This window comes from Rathayibacter sp. VKM Ac-2759, from assembly GCF_009834225.1.
Classification (GTDB): domain Bacteria; phylum Actinomycetota; class Actinomycetes; order Actinomycetales; family Microbacteriaceae; genus Rathayibacter.
Genome location: NZ_CP047176.1, coordinates 2,272,632 through 2,293,580, shown reverse-complemented (window position 1 = coordinate 2,293,580; position 20,949 = coordinate 2,272,632). Strand labels below are relative to the sequence as shown.

The following is a 20,949-nucleotide window of genomic DNA, read 5'->3' as shown; positions in this document are numbered from 1 at the left end:
GTTCGATCACCGCAGTCGAGAACAGGAGCACGCCGTGAGCATCCGACGCTCGAGCTTCGAGGGGCAGCCGCAGGTCACCTACGCGGCGGTCGGCGGGACCCTCGCGCCGGACCTCCTCGAGTACCCGCCGGACGGATTCACGGCCGAGCGCTTCGAGGCCCGCCTCGGCTCCGGTGCCGAGCGCTTCGCCATCACGACCGCGTCGCTGATGACGTGGGGCGTGCAGCGCGGCAGCGGCATCGCGGTCACCGACATCACGAGCGGCAGCGGCGTGCAGTACACGGGGGTCAACTTCGACTCCGCCGGCACCCCGATCGACCTCGCGAGCCGCCCGACGGAGGAGCACTTCGCTCCCGACGGCACGCCGTACATCACCGCGGGCGTCACCGCGGTGCTCAAGGTCACCCTCCTCGGTCGCACGGTCGACGCCCCGGTGCGTGTCGTCTACGTCGTCGACGAGCCCGACCAGGTCGGCTTCGCGTACGGCACTCTCGAGGGCCACCCCGAGAGCGGCGAGGAGTCGTTCGTCGTCGAGAAGCGCGCCGACGACTCCGTCTGGCTCGTCATCCGCGTGTTCTCGCGCCCCTCCACCCGCCTCTACCGCCTCGGCACCCCCGTGCTGCGCGCCGTGCAGAAGCGCCAGGTCAAGAAGTACCTGCGCGCCCTGCTGCCGGCGCGCGTCAGCTGACGTGGGCAGCGCCCTCCCGCTCGCCGATCCGGCCCCGCTCGACGGCCTCCTGCCCGCGTCCGTCGCCGAGGGGGTCGAGCAGCGCGACCTCGGTCTCTACGTGCACGTGCCGTTCTGCCGGGTGCGCTGCGGCTACTGCGACTTCAACACCTACACGGCGACGGAGCTGCGCGGCGCGAAGCAGCAGGACTACGCCGACCAGGCGATCGGCGAGATGGTGCTCGGCGCCTCCGTGCTCGAGTCGGCCGGCCTGCCCCGCCGCCCGGCCGCGACGGTGTTCTTCGGAGGCGGCACCCCGACGCTCCTGCCCGCGGGCGATCTCGTGCGCATGCTCGACGGGCTCCGTGCGAGCTTCGGCATCGCCGACGGCGCTGAGATCACGACGGAGGCGAATCCCGACTCGGTCGACGCCGCCTACCTCCGCACACTGGCCGACGCCGGCTTCACCCGAGTCAGCTTCGGCATGCAGTCGGCCGTCCCGCACGTGCTGGCGACTCTCGAGCGCACCCACGATCCCGAGCGCGTGCCGCTCGTGGTGCAGTGGGCGCGCGAGGCCGGCCTGCAGGTCAGCCTCGACCTGATCTACGGCACGCCCGGGGAGTCGCTCGCCGACTGGGAGCGCTCGCTCGACTCCGCCCTCGCGAACCGCCCCGATCACCTCTCGGCCTACGCGCTGATCGTCGAGGACGGCACCAAGCTCGCCCGGCAGATCCGCCGGGGCGAGGTCGCGACTCCGGACGACGACCTCACCGCCGACATGTACGAGCTGGCCGACGCGCGCCTCGCCGCCGCCGGCTACTCCTGGTACGAGGTGAGCAACTGGGCCCGCGACGACGCGCACCGCTCGCGGCACAACCTGTCGTACTGGCTCGGCCACGACTGGTGGGGCGTCGGACCGGGCGCGCACAGCCACGTCGGCGGCGTGCGCTGGTGGAACGTGAAGCACCCGGCGGCCTACGCCGACCGCCTCCGCGCGGGAGACTCGCCGGCGGCCGGGCGCGAGACGCTCGACGCCGGGACGCGGCGGGTCGAGGACGTCCTACTGCGATCGCGGCTGTCCGACGGGCTGCCGCTCGACGCGGTCGACCCCGGGCATCGGCGCGAGGTCGCGGGTCTCATCGCCGACGGTCTCGTGGACGGCCGCGCCGCCCTGCAGGGCCGCATCGTGCTGACGCTGCGCGGCCGCCTGCTGGCCGACGCGGTCGTCCGCCGCCTCACAGACGGCTGAGGCTCACAAGCAAGGCCGGAATCCCCGGATCCCGAGACTTCGGGAGGAACGGGGCTTCCGGCCTTTCTTGCGCGGACGTTCCTACTTGAAGAACGGGATGCTCAGCGGGTACGTGTAGTACTCGCCCGCGCTCGCCCGCACCGCGGCGATGATCCCGAAGATGATGACCAGGATCGGCACGACGAAGAACACGATCACGCCGACGAACACGAAGGTCAGGATCGTGCCCGCGACGTAGGCGATGAGCGTCGTCAGGTGGAAGTTGAGCGCCGACTTCGCGTGCGCCTCGAGGAACGGCCCGCGGCCCTTGAACACCAGGAACACGATCAGCGACGGCAGGAAGCTGAAGAAGATGCCGAGCACGTGGGTCACGATCGCCCAGGTCTTCTCGTCCGCCGGGTTGAGCGGCGGCGCGGGAGTCCCGTAGGCGGGGGGCGGGGGAGGGGTGGCCGACATGAGAGGTCTCCGTTTCCGAGGTCTGAGCCTCGGGCGACCCCGAGCGCTCGGCGTCCATCGTGGCATGCACGAGCGTCCGGCGAGTCGTCCTACTTGATGAGTCGGACGGCGAACGGGTACCGGTAGGGGGTCCCGTCCTTCGCCTTCAGGAATCCGAGGATCGAGAACACGATCGAGACGACCCAGGCCGCCAGGTCGAGCGGGATGCCGACGATCGCCCCGACGAGCGTCGCCGAGAGGATCCAGGCGATCACGTGGACGCCCAGCAGCGTGATCTGGAAGTTCAGCGCCTCCTTCGCCTCCTCCTCCGTGAACCGGCCGCGCTCCTTGAAGACGAGCCAGATGATGAGCGAGGGGAGGAAGGACAGGATGCCGCCGAGGTGGGCGAACGACGCCCACTGGCGGTCCTCCGACTCGGTCAGCGGAGCGGGGGCGGTGGGGCGGGGTGCGGGCTCCGGCGACGGACCGGACTCGGGGAGTGACATGGCCTTTCCTCTCGAGAAGACGCGCTCCGGCGCGCGTCGATCGACGTGCGCACCGGCCGGCCGCGCGTCGACCGCCTCCGACCGCGCGCTCACGGTACTGCCGCCGCCGCCCGCGGGCAATGAGCGAGCACCACGCCGATGAGGAGGCAACCCCGTCCTCACCCCCTCGCGCGCGGGTATGATTGGCACTCATTGTCGCGGAGTGCCAGGAGCTGCGACGAGGTGCAGGCGGAGCCCGACGGGAGGTCGATCGCATGGTGACGGAGCGGGGTCTCCAGGTGCTGCGCGTGATCGTGCAGGACTACGTCGCGCATCGCGAGCCGGTCGGCTCGAAGTCGATCGTCGAGCGCCACGCGTTCGGGGTCTCGGCGGCGACCATCCGCAACGAGATGGCGCAGCTCGAGGAGGAGGAGCTCATCGCGGCCCCGCACACCTCCTCCGGCCGCGTGCCCACCGACAAGGGCTACCGCCTCTTCGTCGACCAGCTGACCGATCTGCGCCCGCTGACCGCGGCCCAGCGGCAGGCCATCGAGACCTTCCTCGGCCAGAGCCCCGATCTCGACGAGGTCCTCGTGAAGACCGTGCGGCTGCTCTCGCAGCTGACGAACAGCGTCGCCCTCGTGCAGTACCCGTCGTTCGGGGCCGCCCGCATCCGCCACGTCGAGCTGGTCGCGCTCGCGCCGCGGCGCCTGCTCTCGGTGCTGATCACCGACACCGGCCGGGTCGACCAGCGCGTGCTCGAGACTCCGGCCGACGTCGACGACGAGCTCCTCGGCGAGATCCGGGCGAAGCTCAACACCGCCGTGCTCGGCCTGGGCCTCCAGGCCGCCGCCGAGACGCTCCGGACGGCCGCCGAGAAGTTCGCTCCCGAGCGGCGCGAGACGCTCACCCCGATCGTGCAGACGCTGCTCGAGCAGGTCGGCGCCAATCGGCAGGACCGCCTGGTGATGGCCGGCGCGGCGAACCTGGTGCGCACCGAGGAGGACTTCTCGGGGAGCATCTACCCCGTCCTCGAGGCGATCGAGGAGCAGGTCGAGCTGCTGCGCCTCTTCGCCGAGATGACCCCCGACCCGCGCGGCATCTCCGTCCGCATCGGCCGCGAGAACGCGCCGTTCGGCCTCCAGGAGACCTCCGTCCTCACCAGCGGCTACAACACCGCGGGCGGCCAGGTCTCGCGCCTCGGCGTCCTCGGTCCGATCCGGATGGACTACTCCGGCAACATCGCGGCGGTCAGAGCCGTCGCCCGCTACCTCTCCCGCCTCCTCGGCGAGGAGTGACCCCGATCCTCCGCCGGTCCCTCCGGCTCCCGCCAGGTCCGCCGTGCCCGGCGCACCGACCCACGAACGAAGGACGAAGCCACCTGTGGCCGATCACTACGAAGTGCTGGGCGTCGCCCGCGACGCCTCCGCCGACGAGATCAAGAAGGCGTACCGCCGCCTCGCTCGCGAACTGCACCCCGACGTCAATCCCAGCGCCGACGCGTCCGAGCGCTTCAAGCTCGTCACCCACGCCTACGACGTCCTGAGCGACGCGCAGCAGCGCCAGCAGTACGACCGCGGTCCGCAGGAGGGCTTCGGGGGAGGCGCGCAGGGCTTCGGCGGGTTCGGCGACATCTTCGAGACGTTCTTCGGCCAGGGCGCGCAGGGCTCGTCTCGGGGTCCGCGGTCGCGTCGCGAGCGCGGCCAGGACGCGCTGCTGCGGGTCGAGGTCTCGCTCGACGAGGTCATCTTCGGCACCCACCGCGACCTCGAGGTCGACACCGCCGTGCTGTGCGAGACCTGCAACGGCTCGTGCTGCCAGCCGGGCACGTCGCCCGTCACCTGCGACATCTGCCACGGCTCCGGCCAGATCCAGCGCACCGTGCGCTCGCTGCTGGGCAACGTGATGACGGCCAGCCCCTGCGGGACCTGCCGCGGCTACGGCACCGTCATCGCGACTCCGTGCTCCACCTGCCAGGGCCAGGGCCGCGTCCGCGCGCGCCGCACGATCCCCGTCGACGTCCCCGCGGGCGTCGACACGGGCCTCCGCCTGCAGATGCCGGGCAGCGGCGAGGTCGGCCCCGCCGGAGGACCCAACGGCGACCTCTACCTCGAGATCAAGGTCAAGCACCACGACGTCTTCAGCCGCAACGGCGACGACCTGCTCTGCACCCTCGAGGTGCAGATGACGGATGCGATCCTCGGCTCCACGGCGACTCTCGCCGCCCTCGACGGCGACATCGAGATCGAGGTCAAGCCGGGCACGCAGAGCACCGAGATCGTCACGATCAAGGGCCGCGGAGTCACGCGCCTGCGCGGCAACGGGCGCGGCGACCTGCGCATCGGCATCCAGGTCGTCACGCCGACCAAGCTCGGCCACCGCGAGCGGGAGCTCGTGCAGGAGTTCGCGAAGCACTACAAGCCTCAGAAGCCGGCGCTGACCCACTTCCAGCAGGGGCTGTTCTCCAAGCTCCGCGACCGCTTCCTCGGCTGAGACCGGCGTGGCGCACCACTACATCGACGAGTCGCTCGACTCCGGCGACTTCGTGCGCGGCGGGCGGCTCGTGCTGACCGGTGCCGAGGCGCGGCACGCCGCCACGGTGAGCCGCCTCCGCGCGGGCGAGTCGGTGCGCGTGGGCGACGGCCGCGGCCGGGTGGCCACGGCGACCGTCGAGTCGGCGGAGGCGTCGCGCGTCGCGCTGCTCGTCGACTCGATCGAGGAGGTGGCCGCCCCCTCGCCCCGTCTCGTGCTCGTGCAGGCCCTCGCCAAGGGCGATCGCGACGAGCTCGCGATCCAGGCGGCGACCGAGCTGGGCGTCGACGAGGTCGTGCCGTGGCAGGCCGCCCGCTCCGTCTCGCGCTGGGCGGGGAGCAAGGAGGAGAAGGGCCGCGAGCGCTGGCGCAGCATCGTCCGCGAGGCGAGCAAGCAGTCGCTGCGCGCGCGGGTCCCCGAGGTGTCGGGTCTCGTCGCTCTGCGCGGTGTCGTCGAGCGCGCCGCCTCCGCCCGGATCCTCGTGCTCGAGCCCGGTGCCGCGTCACGGCTCTCGTCGGTCGAGCCCGACGACCGCGACCTGGTGCTCGTGGTCGGCCCCGAGGGCGGGATCGCACCGGAGGAGCTCCGCGCGCTGCAGGAGGCGGGGGCCGAGGCCGTCGCGCTCGGCGACTCCGTGCTGCGCACCTCGACGGCCGGACCGGCCGCCATCGCGGTGCTGTCGGCCCGCCTGGGCCGTTGGTGACACGGGCCGCCGGTGACGCGCGCCCTCGGCGAACGGCGCGCCCGCGTGACGGTGCCCGCCTTTACGATGGACGCATGAGCGAACCCACCGTCTTCACCCGCATCGTCCGGGGAGAGATCCCTGCCGACGTGGTGTTCGAGAACGAGCGGATCCTCGCCATCACCGACATCGCGCCGAAGGCGCCGGTCCACCTCCTCGTCTTCCCCAAGACGCAGGAGTACGCGACCGTCGCCGCCCTGGCCGCCGCCGACCCCTCCCTCCTCGCCGAGCTGGTGACGGTCGCGCAGACGCTCGCCGACGCCCACTCGGGCGGGCAGTTCCGCCTCGTCTTCAACTCGGGAGAACAGGCCGGCCAGACCGTGTTCCACGTCCACGCCCACGTCCTGGGCGGGCACCTGACGGAAGGCTCCCTTGCCACCGGTTGACCACTCGGGCGACAGCCCGGCAGCTCCGACTCCCGATCTCCCCGGCGGCCCTGCCGCCACCCCGCCCCTCACCGGCCCGGCGCACCGCGTCATCGCCGTCGACGGAGTCGCGATGGTGCGCCTCCTCGGACCTCAGGACCGCCTCATCCGAGCGGTCGAAGGACGATTCCCCGATGTCCGGGTGCACGTGCGCGGCAACGAGGTGACGCTCGACGGCGAGCGCGACCCCGTCGCCTCCGCGGCGCGCCTGGTGGAAGAACTGGTGCTCATGACGGCAGGCGGCCACGACCTCGATCCCGACGGCGTACGCGAATCCGCGCGGATCCTCCAGAACGGCGGCCCCGTGTCGCCGGCGGAGGCGTTCGGGCAGGCGATCCTGACCGCGCGCGGCAAGAGCATCCGCCCCAAGACGCTCGGCCAGCGCGAGTACGTCGACGCGGTCGACGAGAACACGATCGTCTTCGGGATCGGCCCCGCAGGCACGGGCAAGACGTACCTCGCGATGGCGAAGGCCGTTCAGGCCCTGCAGCGCAAGGAGGTCGACCGCATCATCCTGACGCGGCCGGCCGTCGAGGCGGGGGAGCGGCTCGGCTACCTGCCCGGCTCGCTCACCGACAAGATCGACCCCTACCTCCGCCCGCTGTACGACGCGCTCAACGAGATGATGGATCCGGAGAACGTCCCGAAGCTGCTCGCGGCAGGCACCATCGAGGTCGCGCCCCTCGCCTACATGCGCGGCCGCACGCTCAACAACTCGTTCGTCGTGCTCGACGAGGCGCAGAACACGACTCCGGAGCAGATGAAGATGTTCCTGACGCGGCTGGGCTTCGGCTCGAAGATGGTGGTCACGGGGGACATCACCCAGGTCGACCTCCCGACCGGCGCGAGCGGGCTCCGCCTCGTCACCCGGGTGCTCGACGGCATCGACGACATCCACTTCTCGCGCCTCACGAGTGAGGACATCGTGCGGCACACTCTCGTCGGCCGCATCGTCGACGCCTACACCGAGTACGACCAGCAGAAGCAGGCGCAGCACTTCGAGCGCGAGCAGGCGCGCGAGTTCGCGAACCGAGCCGAGAGGCGGGGCGGCCCCGCCCGCGCCGTCGGCGACAGCCAGCCCAAGCGACCCCGCGGCTGACCCCGCCCGACCGAAGGAATCCCGCACCCCGTGAGCATCGAGATCAACAACGAGTCGAGCGTCCCCGTCGACGAGACGGCGCTGCTGCGCCTCGCCGGCTACGCGCTCGACTCGCTGCACGTGCACCCCGACGCCGAACTCGCGATCGTGCTGGTCGACGAGGGGGCGATGGAGCAGCTGCACGTCCAGTGGATGGACGAGCCGGGGCCCACCGACGTGCTCAGCTTCCCGATGGACGAGCTGCGCCCGGGGACCGAGGACGAGCAGACGCCGGCCGGGCTCCTCGGCGACATCGTGCTCTGCCCGCAGGTGGCGCAGACGCAGGCCGAGGCCGCCGGGCACTCGGTGCTCGACGAGCTGCAGCTGCTGACCGCGCACGGTCTCCTGCACCTGCTGGGCTTCGACCACGCCGAGCCCGAGGAGGAGCGCGAGATGTTCGGCATCCAGCGCGACATCCTCGTGGGCTTCCACATCAGCGAACGACGACGATAGGCCGCTCGTGCTGACCCTCCAGCTGCTCGTCGCCGCGCTCGCCCTCGTCGCCGTCGGCGGCTGGCTCGCGGCGACCGACGCCGCCCTCGGCGTGCTCTCGCGGAGCGACGTGCTCGACATGGCGAACCACTCGCGGAGCGCGCGGGCGCTGCGGGCGATCGCCGGCGACCTCAGCGCCCACGTCAACGTCGTCAACTTCACGCGGATCGCCGCCGAGACGACGGCGGCCGTCTTCGTGACCGCCGTGCTGGTCGTGGTCGTCGAGCAGCTCTGGCTGGCGCTGCTCCTCGCGATCCTGATCATGGCGGCCGTCTCGTTCGTGCTCGTGGGCTCGAGCCCGCGCAGCGTCGGCCGGGCGCACGCCCGCGCGGTGCTCGGCACGAGCGCGTCGCTCGTGCACGTCCTGCGCGTCGGTCTCGGCCCCGTCGCGCACGGTCTGGTCGCCCTGGGCAACCGCGTCACTCCCGGCACGGGGCGCTCCGCCGGGTTCTCGTCCGAGGAGCAGCTGCTCAGCATGGTCGACGAGGCCACCGAGCAGGACGTCCTCGAGCAGGACGACCGCGCGCTCATCCACTCGATCTTCGAGTTCAACGACACCCTCGTCCGCGAGGTCATGGTGCCCCGGACCGACATGGTCACGATCGAGGCGACGGCGTCGGTCGGCGCGGGCATGGGCCTCCTGCTCAGCCGCGGGATCTCGCGCCTGCCGGTGATCGGAGACGGAGTCGACGACGTCCTGGGGGTCCTCTACCTCCGCGACGTCGCGCGGCACACCTACGAGCGGCCCGACGACGCCGACGCGGTCTCCGAGCTCGCCCGGCCGGCGCTCTTCGTGCCCGAGTCGATGAAGGCCGACGAGCTGCTGCGGCAGATGCAGCTCGAGTCGAACCACCTCGCGATGGTGGTCGACGAGTACGGAGGCATCGCCGGCCTCGTCACGCTCGAGGACCTCATCGAGGAGCTCGTCGGCGACATCTCGGACGAGTACGACCGCGAGGTGGACCTCTTCGAGGAGACCGAGCCCGGCGTCTACCGCGTCTCGGCGCGCCTGCCGGTCGACGAGCTGGGCGAGCTGTTCGAGCTCGACCTCGAGGACGACGACGTCGACTCCGTCGGCGGCCTGCTCACCAAGGCCTACGGTCGCCTGCCCGAGCGCGGCGCGGTCGCGCGCATCGACGGCGTGATCCTCGAGGCCGAGCAGGCGGATCCCCGCCGCGGAACCATCTCGACGGTGATCGTGCGCCGTGATCCCGACTACGATCCGACACGCGAGCCGGGCACCGGACCCATCCCCGTCGTCACCGACGACGGCGGGACCGCCGCCCGCGACAGCGACCGCGCGGACGACGCCTCGCGCGGATCGGACGCGGATCCCGCGGAGGAGAGGCCGAAGGGCCCGACGTCCGCGAAGAAGACCAGGAAGCCGAAGACCGACGACGCGAAGAGCCGCAAGAAGGCTCCCGCGACCGCATCACCGGTGCTCGAAGCGGCACCGATGACGACAGCACCGAACGAGGACGCACGATGACCGACACCACCCCTCCCACGACGCCCTTCCGGGCGGGATTCGTGTCGTTCGTCGGCCGGCCCAACGTCGGCAAGTCGACGCTGACCAACGCGCTCGTCGGCGAGAAGATCGCGATCACGAGCTCGAAGCCGCAGACGACGCGGCGCGCGATCCGCGGAGTCGTCCACCGCGACGCGGGGCAGCTGATCGTCGTCGACACCCCCGGCATCCACCGCCCCCGCACCCTGCTGGGCGAGCGCCTCAACTCGCTCGTCACCTCGACGCTGGGCGACGTCGACGTGATCGGCATGCTCTTCCCGGCCGACGAGCCGATCGGGCCGGGCGACCGCTTCATCAACGAACAGCTCGACGCGTTCCCCCGGGCGCGCAAGGTCGCGATCGTCTCGAAGGTCGACCTGATGTCGAAGAAGTCGGTCGCCAAGCAGCTGCTCGCCGTGTCGGAGCTGCGCGAGTGGGACACCATCGTCCCCATCTCGGCCGTGACCGCCGAGCAGCTCGACGTGCTCGCCTCCGAGCTGCTGGCGCTGATGCCGGTGTCGCCCGCCCTCTACCCGAAGGAGGCGGTGACCGACGAGGACCTCTCGTCCCGCATCGCCGAGTTCATCCGCGAGGCCGCGCTGGAGGGCGTCTCGGACGAGCTGCCGCACTCGCTCGCCGTGACGCTCGACGACATGGTCGAGCGGGAGGACGGCTCGCTGATCGACATCTACGCGAACGTGTTCGTCGAGCGCGACAGCCAGAAGGGCATCATCATCGGCAAGGGCGGCCAGCGCCTGCGCGAGGTGGGCGCCGTGTCGCGCGAGCAGATCGAGCGGCTCCTCGGCCGCCGGGTGTTCCTCTCGATCCGCGTGAAGGTCGCGAAGGAGTGGCAGCGCGACCCCAAGCTGCTCGGACGCCTCGGCTTCTGACCGCACGCAGGGTGACGTCGATCACCCCGGAGGACGACGACACGGCCCGCTCGGCCCTCTAGCGTGAGGAGCATGCGTGCCCTCCTCGATCGACCGGCGACGCTCCCGGTCGCGGGAGCGACCCTCGCCGCCCTGCACCTGATCGCGGGTCTGGTCGGCCTCGAGGCCATGGACACGGTCCCCGCCGGACTGCTGATCGGGCTCGCGCTCGCCGTCGCGGGGCTCCTGCCCGCCCTCGCTCCCTCGCTCGTCGCTCTCGCGGTGATCGCGGGAGGCGGAGTCGTCGTGGTCGGAGTGCCGGTCGACGGCGTCCTCGTCGGCATGGTCGTGCTCTGGTCGACGGCGCGGCGGCTCGGTCCCTGGACCCGCTCGCTCGCCCTGGCCGGCGCCCTGGTCCTCTCGGCGATCGGCGGCCTCTCGGCCGGACTCGACCTCGGCGGCGCGGTCGGGCTCGGTGCTCTGCCCTCGAACATCCAGTTCCTCGTCCGGGCGGTCGTGGCCCTCCTCGTCACCTCGCTGCTCTGCGGGCTCAAGGTGCTCTCCTTCGTGCTCGGCATCCGCTCGCCGGTCGGTCCCGACGACCGGATCGAGTCGCTGATGAACCGCGTCGCCGGACCGCAGGACCACTTCACGGTCGGAGCGGCGGGGGGCCAGGCGCTCCTCCTCCTCGGGCTGTCGGCTCTGACGCTCCCGGGCCTCGAGGGGACCCAGGACGCGTTCGTCGCGGGCGTCCTCGCCGTCGCGCTCGTCCTCCACCGCCGCTCGCCGGGACTCGCGCTCGCCACAGCCTGGACCGCCGCGCTCCTGCAGATGGCGCTCCACCTCGCCCCCGGGGTCGCCGATCTCGCGATCCTCGCCGTGCTGTTCGGCGCGGGAGCCTCCTCCTCGCGTCGGATCAGGAGGGCCGGAGCGCTCTCGGCGGTCCTCGGCTCGGTGGCCGCGGTCGCCTACCTCGTCCTCGCCTTCGACCTGATCGCGAACACGGTCGACGCCGCCCTGACCCTCTCGACGACCTTCGGCGGGATCCTCGCGACCCTCGGCCTGTCCTGGACCGTCGGACTGCTCTCGCGCTCGGTCCGCCGTGCCCGCGAGGGGCAGAGTCTGCGCGCCGAGGCGGAGCGCGAGCGCGCCAGGGCCCAGCGCGAGCTCGACACCGTCGAGGAGCGCAACCGCATCGCCCGCGACATGCACGACGTCGTGGCGCACTCCCTCGCCGTCGTGATCGCGCAGGCCGACGGCGCCCGCTACCTCGGCGCGGCGAGCCCTGAGCAGACCGATGCGGCCCTGCTCACCATCTCGAGCGTCGCGCGCGACGCCCTCGGCGACGTCCGGGTGCTGCTCGCGCAGCTGCGGCACAGCCAGAGCGACGGCCCTCAGCCCGAGGCGCGGGATCTGCCGGCGCTGCTCGAGAGCGTGTCGGGGGCCGGTGCGCGGGTGCAGTCCGAGCTCGAGGTCGATCTCGACTCGGTCCCGCGGGCGACCGGACTCGCGCTCTACCGCATCGCGCAGGAGGCGACCACGAACGCCCTCCGGCACGGCCGCCCCGGGAGCCCGCTCGACGTGGCGCTGCGGCGGGAGGCGGGGGAGGTGGTCCTCACCGTGCGGAACGCGCGCTGCTCCGACGCCGAGTCCCTCGCACCGCCCGGGGAGGGGCACGGTCTCGTGGGGATGCACGAGCGCGCCGCGCTCGTCGGCGGCGTCCTCACGGCCGGACCCGACGGCGAGGACTTCGTCGTCGACGCCCGCCTGCCCGCCCTCGCGACGTCACCGATCCCGATCACCGCGGGTCCCCTCGACCCGCCGCCCGCCCGACCCGTCGCCTCTGGAGGCCGCCCCGCATGACCGACACCATCCGCATCGTCCTCGTCGACGACCAGGCGCTGTTCCGCGCCGGCATCCGCATGCTCCTGAGCTCCCAGCCGGATCTCGAGGTGGTGGGGGAGGCGTCCGACGGTGCCGAGGGCGCGGAGCTGGTCGGCCGCGTCTCGCCCGACGTCGTCCTGATGGACATCCGGATGCCCGGGGTCGACGGCATCGAGTCGACGCGGCGGATCCTGGCGCACGCCACCGAGACCGGGGTCGCGCCGCCCCGGATCCTCGTGCTCACGACCTTCGACCTCGACGAGGCGGCGGCGCGCGCCATCCGCGCCGGCGCGAGCGGCTTCCTCCTCAAGGACACCGAGCCCGGCTTCCTGCTCGCCTCGGTCCGCACCGTCCACGCCGGGACCGCGGTGGTCGCCGCCTCCGCGACCCGCGAGCTCTTCGAGCACTTCGGAGCGCCGGGCAGCGGTCGCGAGACGCCGCCCGAGTTCGGGACGCTCACCGACCGCGAGAGGGAGATCTTCCACCTCGCCTCCCGCGGCCTGAGCAACACCGAGATCGCCCGCGCCGAGTTCCTCAGCGAGGCCACGGTGAAGACGCACATCAGCCGCACCCTCGGCAAGCTCGGCCTGCGCGACCGCGTCCAGCTCGTCGTCTACGCGTACGAGAACGGACTCGTCGCCTGACACCGCACGGCCCGGGGGCGCAGTGCTACCCTGGCCCCGTGCGTTACGGCCTGCTCCTTCTTAGCCGCCGCGACGAGATCTGATCCTCAGGCCTCCCTCGTCGCGGTGTTCGTCGTCGGCTGAACCGAGTTCCACCCGCGTGGTCTGATCCGCATCCGGATCCCCGCGACACGAGAGACGCGCCTTCGCGCGCAGGAGAGCACCCCATGAAGAACACCCAGAAGCCGTCGCCCATGCCGATCGGCAAGTACAAGCCCTTCCACGAGCAGATCACCGTCGAGCTGCCCGACCGCACCTGGCCGACGAAGCGCATCACGACGGCGCCGCGCTGGTGCGCCGTCGACCTGCGCGACGGCAACCAGGCCCTCATCGACCCGATGAGCCCGGAGCGCAAGCGCATCATGTTCGATCTGCTGGTCCGCATGGGCTACAAGGAGATCGAGGTCGGGTTCCCGAGCGCGAGCCAGACCGACTTCGACTTCGTGCGCAGCCTCATCGAGGAGGGCGCGATCCCCGAGGACGTCACCATCCAGGTGCTGACCCAGGCGCGCGATCACCTGATCGAGCGCACCTACGAGTCCATCCGCGGGGCGCGGCAGGCGATCGTGCACCTCTACAACTCGACGAGCGTGCTGCAGCGCGAGGTCGTGTTCCGCAAGGACAAGCAGGGCATCATCGACATCGCCCTGGCGGGTGCGCGGAAGTGCCGCGAGATGGAGTCGTCCGTCCCCGGCACCGCGGTCTACTACGAGTACTCGCCCGAGAGCTACACCGGCACCGAGCTCGAGTTCGCGCGCGACATCTGCGACCGCGTGGTCGAGGTCTTCGAGCCCACTCCCGAGCGCAAGGTCATCCTCAACCTGCCCGCGACGGTCGAGATGGCCACTCCCAACGTCTACGCCGACTCGATCGAGTGGATGAGCCGCAACCTCGCCCAGCGCGAGAACATCATCCTGTCGCTGCACCCGCACAACGACCGCGGCACCGCCGTCGCCGCCGCCGAGCTGGGCTACCTGGCCGGCGCGGACCGCATCGAGGGCTGCCTCTTCGGCAACGGCGAGCGCACGGGCAACGTCGACCTGGTCGCGCTGGGGGTCAACCTCTTCACGCAGGGCATCGACCCGCAGATCGACTTCGGCGACATGGACGGCATCAAGCGCACCGCCGAGTACTGCAACCAGCTGGCCGTCCCCGAGCGGAGCCCCTGGGCGGGGGACCTGGTGTTCACCGCGTTCAGCGGCTCGCACCAGGACGCCATCAAGAAGGGCTTCGAGGCGATGGAGGCCGAGGCCGAGCGCACCGGCCGCAGCGTCGACGAGCTGACCTGGGCCGTGCCCTACCTGCCCGTCGACCCGAAGGACCTCGGCCGCTCCTACGAGGCGGTCATCCGGGTCAACTCGCAGTCGGGCAAGGGCGGCGTCGCCTACCTGCTGAAGACCGACCACGCGCTCGACCTGCCGCGCCGCCTGCAGATCGAGTTCTCCGGAGTCGTCCAGGCCAAGACCGACGCCGAGGGCGGCGAGGTCACCAGCGAGCAGATCTGGGCGATCTTCCAGGACGAGTACCTGCCGGCGCCCGCGCACCGCGCGGACGAGAAGTGGGGGCGCTTCGAGCTCACCCGCACCAGCACGTCGAGCGACCTGGGCGGCAGCATCGCCCTCGACGCCGTGCTGCGCGTCGGCGACGAGATGGTGACCGCGAGCGCCACGGGCAACGGCCCGATCAACGCCTTCGAGGCGGTCCTGGCCCAGCACGGCGTCGAGGTGCGCGTCTTCGACTACGTCGAGCACGCTCTCAGCGCCGGTGGCGACGCGCTCGCCGCCTCGTACGTCGAGTGCTCGGTGAACGGCCGCACCCTCTGGGGCGTGGGCGTCGACGCCGACATCTCGACCGCCTCCCTGAAGGCGATCGTCTCGGCCGTCAACCGCGCTCTGCGCGAGACGACGCCCGCTCTCGAGCTGGCCACCGCCTCCGTCTGACCCTCGCACACCGCGGGGGAGCCCCTGACCGTCGAGGGAGCCGGCACTCCGAGGCTCCCTCGGCGGGTGCGGGCTCCCTCGGCGGAGGGACCGTCAGGAGGGGCGGCGCCAGCGCAGGCGCGGCACGCGGTTCAGCGCGCGCTGCTCGGGGAGGCTCCACCCGTAGCGCACCGCCAGCAGCCGGATCACGGTCGTGACCGCCACGGCCAGCGGAGCCGCGTAGTCGATGATCATGCCGAAGCGCAGACCCGTCACGAGCACCACCGTGCCCGCGGTCGCCGCGATCGCGTACAGCGATCCGACGTGCATCAGCGCGATCGGCCGGTTGAGCAGGATGTCGCGCACGACCGATCCGCCGACCGCCGAGACGGTGCCGACGAACACGGCGGGCACCTCCGGGACCCCGAGCGCCAGCGCCTTCGTCGTGCCGATCGCACCGAAGAGGCCCAGTGTGAGCGCGTCGAGCGCGGTGATCGTGCCGTCCACCCGGTTCAGCACGTGCTGCAGCAGCATCCCGAGGAGGGAGGCGGCGACCGCCACGAGCAGGTAGGCGTTCGTGTGCAGGGCGACCAGCGGAGTCTGGAGCAGCAGATCGCGCAGCACGCCGCCACCGAGCCCGGTCGCGGTGCCGATGATCGTGACGCCCAGCAGGTCGATCCGTCGGTCGCGGAACTCGCCCGCGAACATCGCGCCCTGCAGGCAGCCGATGGCGATCGCGAGCAGATCGGCCCAGGCCGGGATCACGAAGAGGGTCGCTGCCACCCGTCCATCGTTCCACGCGCGGCCCCGCGTCCAGGCCGGTGTCGGTGGTCGGGAGGATAATCGGGGTCATGCCCACCTACCGTGACGAAGCCGTCGTGCTGCGCACGCACAAGCTGGGCGAGGCCGATCGCATCGTCACCCTGCTCTCGCGCGGGCACGGCAAGATCCGCGCCGTCGCCAAGGGCGTCCGCAAGACCGGCTCCAAGTTCGGCTCGCGGCTGGAGCCGTTCATGGTCGCCGACCTCCAGCTCTACGAGGGGCGGAGTCTCGACATCGTCACGCAGGCCGAGTCGCTCGGCGCCTACGGTGCGCTGATCGCCGCCGACTACGACAGCTACACCGCGGCGAACGCCATGGTCGAGACGGCCGATCGGCTGACCGACGCCGACGCCTCCCTCCAGCAGTACCTGCTGCTCGTCGGCGCGCTGCGCTCGCTCTCGCGGCACGAGCACGAGGCCGTGCTCACCCTCGACTCCTACCTGCTGCGCGCGCTGTCGATCGCGGGCTGGGCCCCGAGCTTCGACGACTGCGCCCGGTGCGGCGCCCCGGGGCCGCACGGCGCGGTGGTCGTCCAGCTCGGAGGCGTCGTCTGCGCCGACTGCACCCCGCCGGGAGCCCCGCGGGTCGCTCCCGAGGTCGTCGTCCTCCTCGGCGCTCTGCTCACGGGAGACTGGGTGCACGCCGAGTCCACCGAGCCCTCGACCCGGTCGCGGGCCAGCGGAGTCGTCGCCGCCTACACCCAGTTCCACCTCGAACGCGGACTCAGATCCCTGGAGCACGTCACCCGATGAAGCCCTTCACCCACAAGGACGCCGAGCCCTTCCGCCCCCTCGACTGGACGGGCGTGCATCCGCCCGAGCTGCCGCGCAAGGCGGTTCCCGGGCACGTCGCGATCGTGATGGACGGCAACGGCCGATGGGCCAACTCGCGCGGCCTCACCCGCGTCGAGGGGCACAAGCGCGGCGAGGCGGCGCTGCTCGACGTGGTCGCCGGAGCGATCCAGATCGGCGTGAAGCACCTCAGCGTCTACGCGTTCTCGACCGAGAACTGGAAGCGCTCGCCCGACGAGGTGCGCTTCCTGATGGGCTTCAACCGCGATGTGCTGCACCGCCGGCGCGATCAGCTGAACGAGTGGGGCGTGCGGGTGCGCTGGGCGGGGCGGAAGCCGCGGCTCTGGGCGTCGGTGATCAACGAGCTGCAGTTCGCCGAGCGGCTGACCGAGGGCAACGACGTCCTGACGCTCACGATGTGCGTCAACTACGGCGGCCGCACCGAGATCGCGGATGCGGTGCAGCGCCTCGCGGGCGAGGTCGCGGCGGGGCGCCTGAAGCCCTCCGGCATCACCGAGAAGACGATCTCGCGGGCCCTCTACGTGCCCGACATGCCCGACGTCGATCTCTTCGTGCGCTCCTCCGGCGAGCAGCGCACCAGCAACTTCCTGCTCTGGCAGAGCGCCTACGCCGAGATGGTGTTCCTCGACCGGCTGTGGCCCGACTTCAGCCGCACCGACCTGTGGGAGGCCGTCGAGTACTACGCCGGCCGCTCGCGGCGCTTCGGCGGTGCGGTCGACGTGCCGGGAGCCTCCGCGTGATCCGCGCCGGCATCGTCGGGTACGGGCTCGCGGGCAGCGTCTTCCACGCGCCGTTCCTCGCCGCCGATCCGGCGTTCTCGATCGTCGCGATCGCCACCTCCGATGCGTCCCGTGCGGCCGCGGCCGCCTCCGCGCACCCCGGGGCCCGGGTGGTCCCCGACCTCGACGCGGTGCTCGCCGAGCGGCCCGACGTCGTGGTGCTGGCCACCCCTCCCTCCGTGCACCGCGCGCAGGCCGAGGCGGTCCTCGGCGCCGGAGTCGCCGTGATCATCGACAAGCCGTTCGCGCCGACCGCGGCCGACGCCGACGCGATCATCGCCGCCTCCGAGGCCGCGGGCGCACCCGTCTTCGTCTTCCAGAACCGCCGGTGGGACGCTGACCTCCTGACCCTCCGGCGCCTCCTCGCCGACGGCGCGCTCGGAGACGTCGTGCGCTTCGAATCGTCGTTCGAGCGCTGGAGCGCGCCGAAGACGGGCCGCTGGCAGACCCGGGTGACACCGGCCGAGGGCGGCGGGATCCTGTTCGACCTCGGCAGTCACCTCGTCGACCAGGCGCTCGTCCTGTTCGGTCCGGCCGAGGTGACCGCGGCCGAGACGCGGATCGTGCACACCGGAGGCGCCAGCGAGGACGACGCGTTCGTCTCGCTCCTGCACGCCGGGGGAGTGCGGTCGCACCTCACGATGAGCCGGGTGGCCCGCGCGACGGGGCCGCGGTTCCGCGTGCTCGGCACGCGCGCCGCCTTCACCGTCGACGGTCTCGACCCCCAGGAGGGCGCCCTGCGCTCGGGAGGCGCCGACCCGCGCGACGCCGACTTCGGAGTGGTCCCCTCCGATGCCCTGGGCACCCTCCACGACGAGAGCGGTGCTCACCGCGTCCCGAGCGAGCGCGGCCGGTACGCGGCGTTCGCCGAAGGAGTCGCGCGCTCGCTCCTCGAGGGCGCCGCGCCTCCCGTCGACGTCCGCGAGGCGCGGGAGGTCGTCGCCCTGCTCGAGCAGGCGCACGCCCTGGCCGCGCGCTGACACGACTCGCCCGGCACCCGGCGCATCTTGGCGATCGGAGGTGGCGGGGGGATCCTCGAGGGATGAGCACCGCACCCCTGCCGTCGTCCGCCCTGCGCGAGCGGTTCGCCGGTGCCCGCGGCTACCACAACGCCTGCACCCTCGGCCTGCCTCCGCGCGAGAGCGTCGACGCGCTGCGCGCCGACCTCGACAGCTGGTCGGCGGGCGACAACACGGCCGCGGGCTACGGCGACGTCGCGGAGCGGGCGCGGGCGGCCTTCGCCGGCATCGTCGGGACGCCCGTCTCGCAGGTGGCGATCGGCTCCCAGACCTCGGCGATGGCCGCGGTGCTCGCGGCGTCCCTCCCCGACGGCGCCGCGGTGCTCTGCGTCGACGGCGACTTCTCGTCGATCGTCTTCCCGTTCCTGGCGCAGGCGCACCGCGGTGTCCGGGTCCGCAGCGTGCCGCTCGAGGCGCTGGCCGACTCCGTCGAGGCCGGTGACTCCCTGGTCGTCTTCTCGGCCGTGCAGTCCTCCAGCGGGGCCCTCGCCGATCTCGACGCGATCGTCGAGGCGGCGGCGCGCCACGGGGTCCGGACCGCCTGCGACCTCACCCAGGCCGCCGGTGTCCTCCCCGTCGACGCGACGCGCTTCGACGCCACGCTCACGCACGCCTACAAGTGGCTCTGCTCGCCCCGCGGAGTCGCGTTCCTCACGGTCTCACCCTCGTACGCCGCCGAGCTGATCCCCGTGCAGGCCGGCTGGTACTCGGGCGAGGACGTCTGGTCGTCCTGCTACGGACCGGCCATGCACCTCGCCGAGAGCGCCCGCCGGTTCGACGTCTCACCCGCCTGGCAGGCGTTCGTCGGCGCGGAGGCGTCGCTCGAGCTGTTCCGCTCGCTCGACCCGACCGCGGTGTGGGAGCACGCCTCCGGGCTCGGCGACGCGCTCTGCGCGCGCCTCGACCGCGAGCCGCAGCACCGGGCGATCGTGTCGTGGCCCGACGCCGACGGCGCCGACCTCGCGCGACTGACGGCGTCCGGCATCCGGGTCTCGGGTCGCGGCGGCCGCCTCCGCGTCGCCTTCCACGTCTGGAACGACGAGTCCGACGTCGACGAGCTCGTCCGGGTCCTCGGCCGCTGACGGGAATACGGCCGGATCGGCGCGGTTGTCCTCGGAGTGAGTGACGCGCAGACCCCCATCACCGTCGACATCTGGTCGGACATCGCCTGCCCCTGGTGCTACATCGGCAAGCGGAAGTTCGAGCGCGGGCTCGAGGCCTTCCGCCTCGCCCACCCCGAGGCCCCCGACGTCGCGATCGAGTACCGCAGCTTCGAGCTCTCGCCCGACACTCCCGAGGACTACCGCGGCGGCGAGGCGGCCTTCCTCGCCGAGCACAAGGGCATCCCCGAGGCGCAGGCGCAGCAGATGCTCGACTCGGTCACCGCGATCGCGGCGGGCGTCGGGCTCGACTACCACTTCGAGACGGTGCGGCACGTCAAGACCGTCACCGCCCACCAGGTGCTGCACCACGCGAAGTCGGCCGGGCTGCAGCTCGAGCTGAAGGAGCGCCTCCTGCGCGCCTACTTCGTCGAGGGCCGCGACCTCGCCGACCCCGCCGTGCTCGCGTCGCTCGCCGCCGAGGTCGGACTCGACTCCGACGAGGTGCTGCGGGTGCTCGAGGAGCAGCGGCACCTCGCCGATGTGCAGTCCGACATCGCCCAGGCGCGCGAGTACGGGATCAACGGCGTGCCGTTCTTCGTGCTCGACGGGCGCTTCGGGGTCTCGGGGGCGCAGGAGCCGGCCGCGTTCACCGAGGTGCTCGAGCACGTCCTCTCGCAGCGGGCGGTCGTGGCGTGAGCGGCTTCGTGATGCTCGGCGCCTCGGACGTGCCGGTGTGCGAGGACGGCGTGTGCGTCGTCCCCTCCGCCGAGCAGGTCGGCCCGGTGCAGGTCGGCGCCGAGCAGGTCGGCACCCAGCAGGTCAGCGCCGAGCAGGTCAGCGCCGAGCAGGTCAGCGCGGAGGCTCCTCCACGCTGATGTCGGCGACCGTCGCCCCGTAGGCGGCGATCAGCGCGTCGGCGTCGACGAACGCGCTGCGACCTCCCTCGCCGGCACCCATCGCGATGCGCCGGCCCACGATCCGCTCGTCGGCGACGACCGGCCAGGCCGTCGTCGATCCGATCGGCGTGATGGTGCCCCGCCGGTAGCCGGTGGCCTCGAGGGCCGCCTGCTCGTCGGGCAGCCGCAGCTTGTTGACTCCGACCACGGCGCGCAGCAGCGGCCACGAGATCTGCCGGCCGCCCGGGATCAGAGCGAAGAGGTACTCGCCGTCGTGGCGCTTCACGACGAGCGACTTCACGATCTCGCCGGGCTCGATGCCCAGCAGCTCCGCCGCCTCGGCGAGGCTGTGCGCCTCGGGCCGCTCCACGATCTCGACCTCGAGTCCGCGCGCCCGCGCATCCGCTCCGAACCTCTCGGCTCCGCCCTCCACAGGCTCTCTCTCGACCATCTCTGCACCCTCTCGGCTCGACTCGCCTTCCCCAACACAG

23 protein-coding genes are annotated in these 20,949 nt (G+C 72.2%); 19 read left to right on the top strand and 4 right to left on the bottom strand.

Annotation, left to right across the window (positions count from 1 at the left end; genetic code table 11):
• Positions 1–34 precede the first annotated feature (34 nt).
• Positions 35–688 carry a DUF1990 domain-containing protein gene (locus tag GSU68_RS10630; protein WP_244259240.1) on the top strand — a complete coding sequence of 218 codons (654 nt, stop codon included), beginning with the start codon at positions 35–37 and terminating at the stop codon, positions 686–688.
• A gap of 1 nt (position 689) precedes the next feature.
• Positions 690–1,916 carry a radical SAM family heme chaperone HemW gene (gene hemW, locus GSU68_RS10625; protein ID WP_159908116.1) on the top strand — a complete coding sequence of 409 codons (1,227 nt, stop codon included), beginning with the start codon at positions 690–692 and terminating at the stop codon, positions 1,914–1,916.
• An 81-nt stretch (positions 1,917–1,997) separates the two neighbouring features.
• On the opposite strand, the gene GSU68_RS10620 is transcribed toward hemW, so the two are convergent.
• Entirely contained in the window at positions 1,998–2,372 is a 375-nt protein-coding gene (locus GSU68_RS10620) for a DUF4870 domain-containing protein (protein WP_056044312.1), read from the bottom strand.
• A gap of 89 nt (positions 2,373–2,461) precedes the next feature.
• Complete coding sequence (locus GSU68_RS10615) at positions 2,462–2,857, bottom strand: DUF4870 domain-containing protein (RefSeq protein WP_159908114.1); 396 nt, start codon at positions 2,855–2,857, stop codon at positions 2,462–2,464.
• Between the two features lie 254 nt (positions 2,858–3,111).
• Here GSU68_RS10615 and hrcA point away from each other — a divergent pair, with 254 nt between their 5' ends.
• The 11 genes from hrcA (at position 3,112) to leuA (ending at position 15,048) form a co-directional block, all read left to right on the top strand.
• A complete protein-coding gene (gene hrcA, locus GSU68_RS10610; protein WP_159908111.1) occupies positions 3,112–4,134 on the top strand; it encodes a heat-inducible transcriptional repressor HrcA in 1,023 nt (340 codons plus the stop codon).
• A gap of 85 nt (positions 4,135–4,219) precedes the next feature.
• Positions 4,220–5,329 carry a molecular chaperone DnaJ gene (gene dnaJ, locus GSU68_RS10605; RefSeq protein ID WP_159908109.1) on the top strand — a complete coding sequence of 370 codons (1,110 nt, stop codon included), beginning with the start codon at positions 4,220–4,222 and terminating at the stop codon, positions 5,327–5,329.
• A 7-nt stretch (positions 5,330–5,336) separates the two neighbouring features.
• Entirely contained in the window at positions 5,337–6,071 is a 735-nt protein-coding gene (locus GSU68_RS10600; RefSeq protein ID WP_159908107.1) for a 16S rRNA (uracil(1498)-N(3))-methyltransferase, read from the top strand.
• 74 nt (positions 6,072–6,145) lie between these two features.
• On the top strand, positions 6,146–6,496 hold the full coding sequence (locus GSU68_RS10595) for an HIT domain-containing protein (RefSeq protein WP_159908105.1): 351 nt from the start codon (positions 6,146–6,148) through the stop codon (positions 6,494–6,496).
• A 112-nt stretch (positions 6,497–6,608) separates the two neighbouring features.
• On the top strand, positions 6,609–7,634 hold the full coding sequence (locus GSU68_RS10590) for a PhoH family protein (protein ID WP_159910245.1): 1,026 nt from the start codon (positions 6,609–6,611) through the stop codon (positions 7,632–7,634).
• Positions 7,635–7,664: 30 nt separating this feature from the next.
• On the top strand, positions 7,665–8,126 hold the full coding sequence (gene ybeY / locus GSU68_RS10585; protein WP_159908103.1) for an rRNA maturation RNase YbeY: 462 nt from the start codon (positions 7,665–7,667) through the stop codon (positions 8,124–8,126).
• Positions 8,127–8,133: 7 nt separating this feature from the next.
• Positions 8,134–9,654: a hemolysin family protein gene (locus GSU68_RS10580; RefSeq protein WP_244259239.1), complete on the top strand. Its 1,521-nt coding sequence runs from the start codon at positions 8,134–8,136 to the stop codon at positions 9,652–9,654.
• Entirely contained in the window at positions 9,651–10,562 is a 912-nt protein-coding gene (gene era, locus GSU68_RS10575; protein ID WP_159908101.1) for a GTPase Era, read from the top strand. The genes GSU68_RS10580 and era overlap by 4 nt, the downstream gene beginning before the upstream one ends.
• Positions 10,563–10,634: 72 nt before the next feature.
• On the top strand, positions 10,635–12,404 hold the full coding sequence (locus GSU68_RS10570; protein ID WP_159908099.1) for a histidine kinase: 1,770 nt from the start codon (positions 10,635–10,637) through the stop codon (positions 12,402–12,404).
• Positions 12,401–13,069 (top strand): response regulator transcription factor, encoded by a 669-nt coding sequence (locus GSU68_RS10565; RefSeq protein ID WP_159908097.1) that lies wholly within the window; start codon positions 12,401–12,403, stop codon positions 13,067–13,069. The genes GSU68_RS10570 and GSU68_RS10565 overlap by 4 nt, the downstream gene beginning before the upstream one ends.
• A gap of 206 nt (positions 13,070–13,275) precedes the next feature.
• Positions 13,276–15,048 carry a 2-isopropylmalate synthase gene (gene leuA, locus GSU68_RS10560; RefSeq protein ID WP_159908095.1) on the top strand — a complete coding sequence of 591 codons (1,773 nt, stop codon included), beginning with the start codon at positions 13,276–13,278 and terminating at the stop codon, positions 15,046–15,048.
• Between the two features lie 93 nt (positions 15,049–15,141).
• Here the strand turns inward: leuA and GSU68_RS10555 are convergent, their stop codons facing one another.
• Positions 15,142–15,810 carry a TRIC cation channel family protein gene (locus GSU68_RS10555; RefSeq protein ID WP_159908093.1) on the bottom strand — a complete coding sequence of 223 codons (669 nt, stop codon included), beginning with the start codon at positions 15,808–15,810 and terminating at the stop codon, positions 15,142–15,144.
• Between the two features lie 68 nt (positions 15,811–15,878).
• On the opposite strand from GSU68_RS10555, the gene recO reads away from it, so the two are divergent.
• The 6 genes from recO to GSU68_RS20060 all read left to right on the top strand — a co-directional run bounded on the left by recO (position 15,879) and on the right by GSU68_RS20060 (position 20,437).
• Entirely contained in the window at positions 15,879–16,601 is a 723-nt protein-coding gene (gene recO, locus GSU68_RS10550) for a DNA repair protein RecO (RefSeq protein WP_159908091.1), read from the top strand.
• Positions 16,598–17,401, top strand: coding sequence for an isoprenyl transferase (locus GSU68_RS10545; protein ID WP_159908089.1), 804 nt, complete (start codon positions 16,598–16,600; stop codon positions 17,399–17,401). The genes recO and GSU68_RS10545 overlap by 4 nt, the downstream gene beginning before the upstream one ends.
• A complete protein-coding gene (locus GSU68_RS10540) occupies positions 17,398–18,420 on the top strand; it encodes a Gfo/Idh/MocA family oxidoreductase (protein WP_159908087.1) in 1,023 nt (340 codons plus the stop codon). The genes GSU68_RS10545 and GSU68_RS10540 overlap by 4 nt, the downstream gene beginning before the upstream one ends.
• A 62-nt stretch (positions 18,421–18,482) precedes the next feature.
• Positions 18,483–19,541 (top strand): aminotransferase class V-fold PLP-dependent enzyme, encoded by a 1,059-nt coding sequence (locus GSU68_RS10535; protein WP_159908085.1) that lies wholly within the window; start codon positions 18,483–18,485, stop codon positions 19,539–19,541.
• Positions 19,542–19,577: 36 nt separating this feature from the next.
• On the top strand, positions 19,578–20,258 hold the full coding sequence (locus tag GSU68_RS10530; RefSeq protein WP_159908083.1) for a DsbA family oxidoreductase: 681 nt from the start codon (positions 19,578–19,580) through the stop codon (positions 20,256–20,258).
• Positions 20,255–20,437 (top strand): hypothetical protein, encoded by a 183-nt coding sequence (locus GSU68_RS20060; protein ID WP_279631031.1) that lies wholly within the window; start codon positions 20,255–20,257, stop codon positions 20,435–20,437. The genes GSU68_RS10530 and GSU68_RS20060 overlap by 4 nt, the downstream gene beginning before the upstream one ends.
• On the opposite strand, the gene GSU68_RS10520 is transcribed toward GSU68_RS20060, so the two are convergent.
• Positions 20,412–20,909: a YbaK/EbsC family protein gene (locus GSU68_RS10520; RefSeq protein ID WP_159908081.1), complete on the bottom strand. Its 498-nt coding sequence runs from the start codon at positions 20,907–20,909 to the stop codon at positions 20,412–20,414. The two genes, GSU68_RS20060 and GSU68_RS10520, sit on opposite strands and share 26 nt — an antisense overlap.
• Positions 20,910–20,949 lie beyond the last annotated feature (40 nt).